Annotated in this window: 7 protein-coding genes; 4 read left to right on the forward strand and 3 right to left on the reverse strand. The window is 40.1% G+C overall.

Annotated elements, in window-relative coordinates; all coding sequences use genetic code 11:
* Together HRU21_10925 and HRU21_10930 are read right to left on the reverse strand one after the other, a co-directional pair.
* Window positions 1–453 (reverse strand): hypothetical protein (locus tag HRU21_10925; GenBank protein ID NRA42800.1); only part of this gene is annotated, 453 nt, incomplete at its 3' end.
* A 57-nt stretch (window positions 454–510) separates the two neighbouring features.
* Window positions 511–1,278: a DUF1961 family protein gene (locus HRU21_10930; protein ID NRA42801.1), complete on the reverse strand. Its 768-nt coding sequence runs from the start codon at window positions 1,276–1,278 to the stop codon at window positions 511–513.
* Between the two features lie 1,154 nt (window positions 1,279–2,432).
* Here HRU21_10930 and ltrA point away from each other — a divergent pair.
* The 4 genes from ltrA to HRU21_10950 all read left to right on the forward strand — a co-directional run bounded on the left by ltrA (window position 2,433) and on the right by HRU21_10950 (window position 6,097).
* Entirely contained in the window at window positions 2,433–3,725 is a 1,293-nt protein-coding gene (gene ltrA / locus HRU21_10935; protein ID NRA42802.1) for a group II intron reverse transcriptase/maturase, read from the forward strand.
* Between the two features lie 183 nt (window positions 3,726–3,908).
* A complete protein-coding gene (locus HRU21_10940) occupies window positions 3,909–4,235 on the forward strand; it encodes a hypothetical protein (GenBank protein ID NRA42803.1) in 327 nt (108 codons plus the stop codon).
* Window positions 4,232–4,567 carry an IS66 family insertion sequence element accessory protein TnpB gene (tnpB, locus tag HRU21_10945; GenBank protein ID NRA42804.1) on the forward strand — a complete coding sequence of 112 codons (336 nt, stop codon included), beginning with the start codon at window positions 4,232–4,234 and terminating at the stop codon, window positions 4,565–4,567. The genes HRU21_10940 and tnpB overlap by 4 nt, the downstream gene beginning before the upstream one ends.
* 45 nt (window positions 4,568–4,612) lie before the next feature.
* Window positions 4,613–6,097 (forward strand): IS66 family transposase, encoded by a 1,485-nt coding sequence (locus tag HRU21_10950; protein NRA42805.1) that lies wholly within the window; start codon window positions 4,613–4,615, stop codon window positions 6,095–6,097.
* A 24-nt stretch (window positions 6,098–6,121) separates the two neighbouring features.
* Here HRU21_10950 and HRU21_10955 read toward each other — a convergent pair whose 3' ends face one another.
* The gene (locus tag HRU21_10955; protein NRA42806.1) at window positions 6,122–6,535 is read right to left on the reverse strand and encodes a hypothetical protein; all 414 of its coding nucleotides are present in this window, start codon (window positions 6,533–6,535) and stop codon (window positions 6,122–6,124) included.
* Window positions 6,536–6,700 lie beyond the last annotated feature (165 nt).

Genomic DNA, 6,700 nt, shown 5'->3' on the forward strand with positions numbered 1-6,700 from the left:
GGATGCCCCCGCAACAACAGGTTCCGCCGAAATGAGGTGTGTGCCCGGCGTCCTGTGGCAACCGTGAAGCACATGAAGGTAATCGGATTCGTCGGCCCAAATGATCGGGCTGTAATGGTGATCGCTGTGTTGTGGCCCGATGCGAACAGGCTTGGTAAACTGCCTCGTCTGAGGGTCATAGGTAATCAGCATCGGATAAGCCATTCCCTTTTTGTTTTTTGTAGGAGTCGCATCTGCGTTGTAGACAATGTACAGGCGGCCCTTAAACAATACCGACTGCGGGCGCTGGCGGGCATCATAAAGCATGTTGCGTTTGCCATTGATGCCAAAGCTCAGGATTTTATCTGGCGCTATAGCTTCGGCAGCGTTGGCTCTTGAGTTTACGCTGCTACCAAGCATTAAAAAACTAAAACAAATGATAAACAGCGGTAGTAATTGTTGTGTATTTTTCATTTTTCTATCACCATATGGTTAAATTCAGATTAGGAGCGGAGTCAGGGTGTATACGAATTATTCCTTCAGTTCATAAACTTTAAAATTTTTAAAATGGGAAAGTCTATTCTGCATGAGCCGCAAACCTATTCTTCCAGCCTCGATTCCCGGCTTATCGACATTTTCAAATTTAAACATCTTTGTCATCTTCGGATGCTTTACTTCCATCCAGATTTTTTTGTTCTGTTTGATAATGGCAATGCGAAGCCACTCTTTATCACTAAAAAGACCGGCGTTATTGTAATCCCCTTTCAGTTCAGTCTTTTTCAGTCCCTTGTTTTCTATAGGCATGTACCTTCGCGCTCTAACATAATCATTATTTTTGCCTCCCTGAGTACCAGTCGCATAACTGATATGATAAGTATGCATATTTAAATAGTAATTCTTCATGGCTGCCAATTCACGTTTTTCTGGCCATTGCGTAATGTCTTCCACGCAACCTTTCTGGCCATCTCCTGTTGCCTGAATGTATATTATGTTGACCCCTTTTCGTTTGTCGCCGTCTAAACATTTAAAATCATATTCTATGCGTAAATCGCCTGTAAACTCTTTCTTGGTCCAGAGAACGGCAAAGCCTTTGGAAGTATCGATTTGTAAAGCTTCTTTTGAATTACTCACTTTGGCATATATACCGTCAAGAAACCACTTCTCTTGCCAGTCTGTTCCGGTCATTTTGTCAGAAAAAGCTTCTTGCCAACCTTTAGCTTTTAAAGAAGATAAGTCATCTTTATTTTCAGCCTGAACAATACAGAAAAAGCATAAAAGTATCAAAAATAAATTCTTCATATATCACTCCTTTATTAAACTTGCATGCAACTACATATACGAAACCTGAAGTCATTTCAGTACAGCTGTGGAGACTTTTTTTAATAAAAATGGATCTTCAGGGGTATGCTGTGTATACACAAATACTCTTCATACAGTGTCAGTATGATCTCGAAGCAACTCTAAAATTGTTCAATTAACCACTATTACGGAGCTGATTTGGCAAGGTTAACAGATTTTATTAATTGATCAAAATTATTTTTATTGAAGCTGGTAATTGCTCCTAATTCAAAGAAATTCTAAAAAAATCTTTGAGAAGAGTTTATTATAGGATCATCCATAAAGTCTTAAAGGAAACTACTAAGTTCCAGAAGTTTACCGGACACCTCTTCGTTCCTTAGAGTTGGTCACAGATTAGAATGACACTGCATTTTAATAACAAGGTTGAACAATATGAATAAATTACAGACGAAAAATATTTACTGTTCTTGAGTCACTTTTAGTGGTCGCCACAATCGGTATTTAAGTGACTTTTACAAGCTCTATGGGATGACTCTGAAAAGAGAAATTTTTGCTGTAGATTTGTAAGCGTCAGTGCGCCAAGAAGCATTGTGTTTCTTGCAGGGTGAAAGTCCCTGTCGAGTAAGAGAATCTTGCTCACTCGTACCGAGTGTTGCGCTTGATGCGGAATATTTCGTTTGGATGAAACTGTGAAAATAATCGGTTGATTCTAGTCGGCTATAGAACTAATCAAGTGAAGCGTACACAGGGAAATCAGCAGGCGGTAGGGATTAACCGTATAATCCTTAGATCAGTTTAGCTTCGTTATACGACTTATGGTAGGTGACAGTTTTGACGCCCTGGAAACCAATATTTGAACTGGATAGTCCAAGATCCTCCAGTTTGAATGCCATCGGAGTTTTAAGATGTCGCATGTTGATAGAGAGATACAGTGAACTTGGGATATTCTCTGTTCTCCCAGCTGATCATAGAAATATGTGGATGCATGGGTATGTATTCGGCAACTGGAAAGAAGCCGTACAGATGGAGCTTAGGAAGTCAGACCAGCCCATAGTACTCCGAGTTCGGGAAAGCCGTTCACATGGGGAAGGGGCTGGCATAATAATGTAGCCTTCAAAGGAAACATGAACAATTAAGAAAGGTTGATACAACTCATGCTAACCTCACTGAAGGGAATAAACAAAAGAGCACAAAGTCACAAACAGCATCGATTTGGCGGGCTATACCGTCTGCTAAATATCGAGAATTTACGCTGGGCCTATGGTCAGTTGAACAAACGTTCAGCTACAGGTGTAGATCGTGTAAGTTACTTTGAATATGGACAAAACTTAGAGGAGAATTTAGAAGATCTTGTTAAGCGATTAAAGAATAAGAGCTATAAAGCTAAACTTATACGCAGGTGCTATATCCCGAAATCAGCGACTAAACTTCGTCCCTTAGGAATACCCGCTCTGGAGGATAAATTACTCCAATATGCGAGTGCGAAAATCCTTGAGTCGATCTATGAAGCAGATTTCATTCAGGAAAGTTACGGTTACCGCCCCAATAGAGGAGCGCGTGATGCAGTAAAGCTTACAAAAGAAATAGCGATGTTCAATAACTGCAACTACGTAGTTGAAGCGGATATAAAAGGCTTCTTTGATAATATTGATCATAACTGGCTCTTGAGGATGTTGTCACAGCGTATCGAGGATAAAGCTTTACTTGAACTTATTCGCAAGTGGCTAAAAGCAGGAATATTAGAAGACGGACAGGTGATACATCCCGAAAGTGGGACACCGCAAGGAGGTGTAATATCACCAGTTTTAGCTAATGTTTACCTGCATTATGCACTCGACTTATGGTTTGAGAAAAGAATTCGGACAAAATGCATTGGAACCAGTCGTATAATTCGTTATGCGGATGATTTTGTATGCTTATTTCAAGCCGAGAGTGAGGCTTCGACCTTTTACAGTCAGCTGGGGATGCGACTAAAGAAATTTAATCTTGAGGTTGCGCCCGAAAAGACAAAGAAGCTGATCTTTTCACGATACAAGACTCGTAAAGAAAATCAAAGCTTTGAGTTTCTGGGGTTTGAATTTCATTGGGAAACAAGCCATAAAGGCAAAAGATATGTAAGAGCTAGAACTTCTACTAAGAATCTCTGCTCAGGTATCAAGCGGTTTACCGAATGGATTCAGTCAAATCGTGATAAGAAGCTCAGACCACTAATGGAAAACGTACGTCGGAAATTCATGGGACATTATAACTACTATGGGTTGATGGGGAACAATAGACGCTTAAGTCACTTCTGGTTTAAGTGTTTACGGATTCTGTTTAAGTGGTTAAATAGGCGAAGCCAGAAACGCAGTTACAACTGGAAGGGCTTTAAAGAGCTCATTGAATACTTTGGTATTCCGAAACCTGAAGTAACAGAAAAGAAAATCGTTAACAGTTTCAGACTCTAAAACTTTACATGCTCGTACGGAAGTGAATTATTATGAAGAGCCCAGTGCGGTAGTACCGCACGCTGGGATCTGTGAGGGGGCAGTCGGGTAACTGGCTGTCCTACCTCGATAATGTAGAGCATCTTCTTTAAGCTGATTTCCCTTGCTATACTTCCTTCGACTTAAATATTAAGAAGGATAAAAATGGAAAAGGTGAATGCAGAAGACAAGCTAGAGTTTTGGCGCCTTGTCGTTGAAGAGTTTGAGAATAGTGAGAAGTCAATTAAAGAACAATGCCAGGAAAATGATATAGCCTTGGGTCAATATTATAATTGGCGCAAGAAAGTCCGGGAATCAGCGATTGACGAAGTAGGTACTTTCATTGAAGTGGATGATACCGAAGAGGCACCAATACAGAATAAACCAGGCTCAATCATTCTAGAATACAGAGACGATTTTAGATTCAATCTGGAAGATGGCTTCAATCGAAAGACTCTCAACTCAGCTCTTAAAGTTTTGATGTCGCTATGATGAATATAGCGAGTGATGCACGGATTTTTGTATTCACCAGTTCAACAGATATGCGCAAAGGCTTCCATGGTTTAATCAGCCTTATTCAAAAGTTCAGTGAGAACCCGATTGATGGCAGTTTCTATGTCTTTACCAACCGTAACCGGACTCGCCTAAAGATCTTATATTGGGATGGTGACGGCTTTGCTCTTTGGTATAAGTATCTTCAAAAAGGTTTGTTTGATATCGCCCAATCGGCTGATGTCAAACTGTTAATTGATCGTCGCCGTTTAACATTAATTTTAGAAGGAGTTGAGCCTCTGAAAATACGTACAAGTTTTAGAGGAGTCTAAGCTTCATCTAAGCTGCAATTTGAGTATTTTATGCTATATATCTGCATGGCTGAAATACTTGAAAATGAAACGACCGAAGTCACTGAACTTAAAGCTGAAAATAACAGGCTTAAGCAACGCATTCGCCTGCTTGAAAAAGCCCTGTTCGGGCCAAAGTCTGAACGTGAGATTGATCTTGATGAAAACCAGCCTGAGTTTGAAGATTTAGTTAAAGAGTTGGATTCTCTAAGTGATGAGTTGGATCAGCAAGAAAATAAACTGACTCAGCAAAGAAACTCTACGCGTAAGAAAAAGTCATCTCTCAAAGATTTAATTCCAGAAGATCTTCCAGAAGAAGAAATCATCCTTGATGTACCGGAGGAAGAGCGCGAAGGCCTTATTCAAATTGGTGTAGATAGAAGCCGTAAACTGGCCAAGAAACCTGCCAGTTACTACATTAAAGTTTATGTGCGTCCCAAGTATGCAGATAAGAAAGATGCAACTTCCGGCATCCTCATTGCTAATCTACCTGATTTTGCTATTCCAGGCAGTCAATTTGATGAGTCAATTATAGCTGATACAGCCGTAAATAAATACTCATACCATCTTCCTTTATACCGTATTGAAGAGAAGATGAAAAACGAAGGTATTCCGGTCAGTCGCCAGACTTTATCCAATCTTATTATCAGGGGGGCGGAAGTTCTTAAGCCTCTCTATGATGAATTGAAAAAACAAATCCTTAATCGAGGTATAATTTTTACAGATGATACACCGGTAAAATTACAGGTTAAAGGTAAAGGAAAGAAAGGTTTACTGACAGGACGCATCTGGGTTTATGTCGCCGGAGGTGCTGGGCCACCGATGAAAATATTTGAATTTACCAAAGATCGGCAAAAGAAAAGGCCAAAGGAATTCCTGGGAAACTATAAAGGATACATTCATGCTGATGCTTACAGTGGATATGACGACTTATTCACTTCTAAAGGTGTGCACGAGTGTGCTTGCTGGATGCATGTGCGCAGAAAATTTATTGAAGCTGAAGATGCTCCTGTAGAATTCAGAAGAAATATCCTCAGAATGATCAGAAACCTTTATCGTTATGAACGCATTGGTAAAAGAATGACTCCTGAAAGCAGACTTAAATTGCGTCAGGAGAAAGTAAGCCCTTTAATCAATGAATTTTTCGGCTATATCGAGAACGAAATGCTCACTGGACCAATGATTCTCCCCAAATCTGGAATTGGCAAGGCACTCAATTATACGATCAAATTAAAAGAAGCTCTGAAAACATTCCTGCAAGATCCACGCTTGGAGCCGGATAATGGCGAAAGTGAAAGATCAATTAGACCATTAACTATCGGTAGAAAGAACTGGCTCTTTGCTGGAAGTAAAAATGGTGGTGACGCAACCGCTACATGGGCATCAATTATTCAGACATGCAGAGCTAACGACGTCGACCCATTTGAGTACATCTCTGATGTTCTTAGAAAAATAAATGGCCATCCGGCAAATAAAATCGAAGAGCTTTTACCTCACAACTTCAAAAAGTAAGGTTCATTTGACGCTTACGTATTCCTATTCAGTAGCTTTTTCATCTTCAATAAGTTCAGGAAAAAGTGTTGGTTGCTTATCTTCAATTGCCTTGGTAACGACAGCTTTTTTCGATTTGTGCTGGCGACGTAAAATAAGGGCCTCTCTTTTTTGCTCCCACCCTTGGAGTTGAATAGTTGTTTTATAGCCTTGCCAGCCTTGGCCTGCATTAGCCCAATTGGGATTTGAGTGTTCAATATCTCGAATAAGATTTTTAGCTCCACTGCTCATTTTAAGCTTAAAAAGGTAGCGAATAAGCCGATTCTCACATTCTCTCATCATATTATCTGAGCCGTAAGATAGATCTCCTCGAATTAGCAATGGTCTATTTTCTTCAGCTATAGAGTCAAAAAGTTTAGGCAGCGCAAAACTACCACCATGCTCATTGCCGGACCTCACCTCAATTCCCAGGCAAATTCGAATATTGGCAATGAAATAGCTATGGTAGTTGTAGCTTGGCAGTCCTTTTTATTCTAGATTGTAGCAGATTTCAGCTCCTTCCTGATGACCAAAAACTGGTTTGACTGTACTGTCTATATCAAGGATCCAATCAAAAGCGGTCAT

It is taken from the genome of Pseudomonadales bacterium (assembly GCA_013215025.1).
Taxonomy (GTDB): Bacteria; Pseudomonadota; Gammaproteobacteria; order Pseudomonadales; family DT-91; genus DT-91.

What these genes read in the sequence shown, in the direction of transcription:
- HRU21_10950 (NRA42805.1), top strand. Translation starts at nt 4,613, where the DNA reads ATGGCTGAAATACTTGAAAATGAAACGACCGAAGTCACTGAACTTAAA.
- ltrA (NRA42802.1), top strand. Translation starts at nt 2,433, where the DNA reads ATGCTAACCTCACTGAAGGGAATAAACAAAAGAGCACAAAGTCACAAA.
- HRU21_10940 (NRA42803.1), top strand. Translation starts at nt 3,909, where the DNA reads ATGGAAAAGGTGAATGCAGAAGACAAGCTAGAGTTTTGGCGCCTTGTC.
- tnpB (NRA42804.1), top strand. Translation starts at nt 4,232, where the DNA reads ATGATGAATATAGCGAGTGATGCACGGATTTTTGTATTCACCAGTTCA.
- HRU21_10930 (NRA42801.1), bottom strand. Translation starts at nt 1,278, where the DNA reads ATGAAGAATTTATTTTTGATACTTTTATGCTTTTTCTGTATTGTTCAG.